Raw genomic sequence first — 1,004 nt, 5'->3', positions numbered from 1 at the left:
CTAGAGGAAATGTGCGCGGAACCCCTATTTGTTTATTTTTCTAAATACATTCAAATATGTATCCGCTCATGAGACAATAACCCTGATAAATGCTTCAATAATATTGAAAAAGGAAGAGTATGAGTATTCAACATTTCCGTGTCGCCCTTATTCCCTTTTTTGCGGCATTTTGCCTTCCTGTTTTTGCTCACCCAGAAACGCTGGTGAAAGTAAAAGATGCTGAAGATCAGTTGGGTGCACGAGTGGGTTACATCGAACTGGATCTCAACAGCGGTAAGATCCTTGAGAGTTTTCGCCCCGAAGAACGTTTTCCAATGATGAGCACTTTTAAAGTTCTGCTATGTGGCGCGGTATTATCCCGTATTGACGCCGGGCAAGAGCAACTCGGTCGCCGCATACACTATTCTCAGAATGACTTGGTTGAGTACTCACCAGTCACAGAAAAGCATCTTACGGATGGCATGACAGTAAGAGAATTATGCAGTGCTGCCATAACCATGAGTGATAACACTGCGGCCAACTTACTTCTGACAACGATCGGAGGACCGAAGGAGCTAACCGCTTTTTTGCACAACATGGGGGATCATGTAACTCGCCTTGATCGTTGGGAACCGGAGCTGAATGAAGCCATACCAAACGACGAGCGTGACACCACGATGCCTGTAGCAATGGCAACAACGTTGCGCAAACTATTAACTGGCGAACTACTTACTCTAGCTTCCCGGCAACAATTAATAGACTGGATGGAGGCGGATAAAGTTGCAGGACCACTTCTGCGCTCGGCCCTTCCGGCTGGCTGGTTTATTGCTGATAAATCTGGAGCCGGTGAGCGTGGGTCTCGCGGTATCATTGCAGCACTGGGGCCAGATGGTAAGCCCTCCCGTATCGTAGTTATCTACACGACGGGGAGTCAGGCAACTATGGATGAACGAAATAGACAGATCGCTGAGATAGGTGCCTCACTGATTAAGCATTGGTAACTGTCAGACCAAGTTTACTTCTAG

General features: G+C 47.1%; 1 protein-coding gene. It reads left to right on the top strand.

Annotated features, from left to right (window positions below; genetic code table 11):
• The first annotated feature begins 119 nt into the window (after positions 1-119).
• Entirely contained in the window at positions 120-980 is an 861-nt protein-coding gene (locus P3H15_RS54125) for a broad-spectrum class A beta-lactamase TEM-116 (RefSeq protein WP_000027050.1), read from the top strand.
• Positions 981-1,004: the final 24 nt, after the last annotated feature.

The organism is Rhodococcus sp. T2V (genome assembly GCF_029269925.1).
Lineage (GTDB): Bacteria > Actinomycetota > Actinomycetes > Mycobacteriales > Mycobacteriaceae > Rhodococcus_F > Rhodococcus_F koreensis.
This window is presented reverse-complemented; position numbering and strand designations above follow the sequence as displayed.

What these genes read in the sequence shown, in the direction of transcription:
- P3H15_RS54125 (WP_000027050.1), top strand. Translation starts at nt 120, where the DNA reads ATGAGTATTCAACATTTCCGTGTCGCCCTTATTCCCTTTTTTGCGGCA.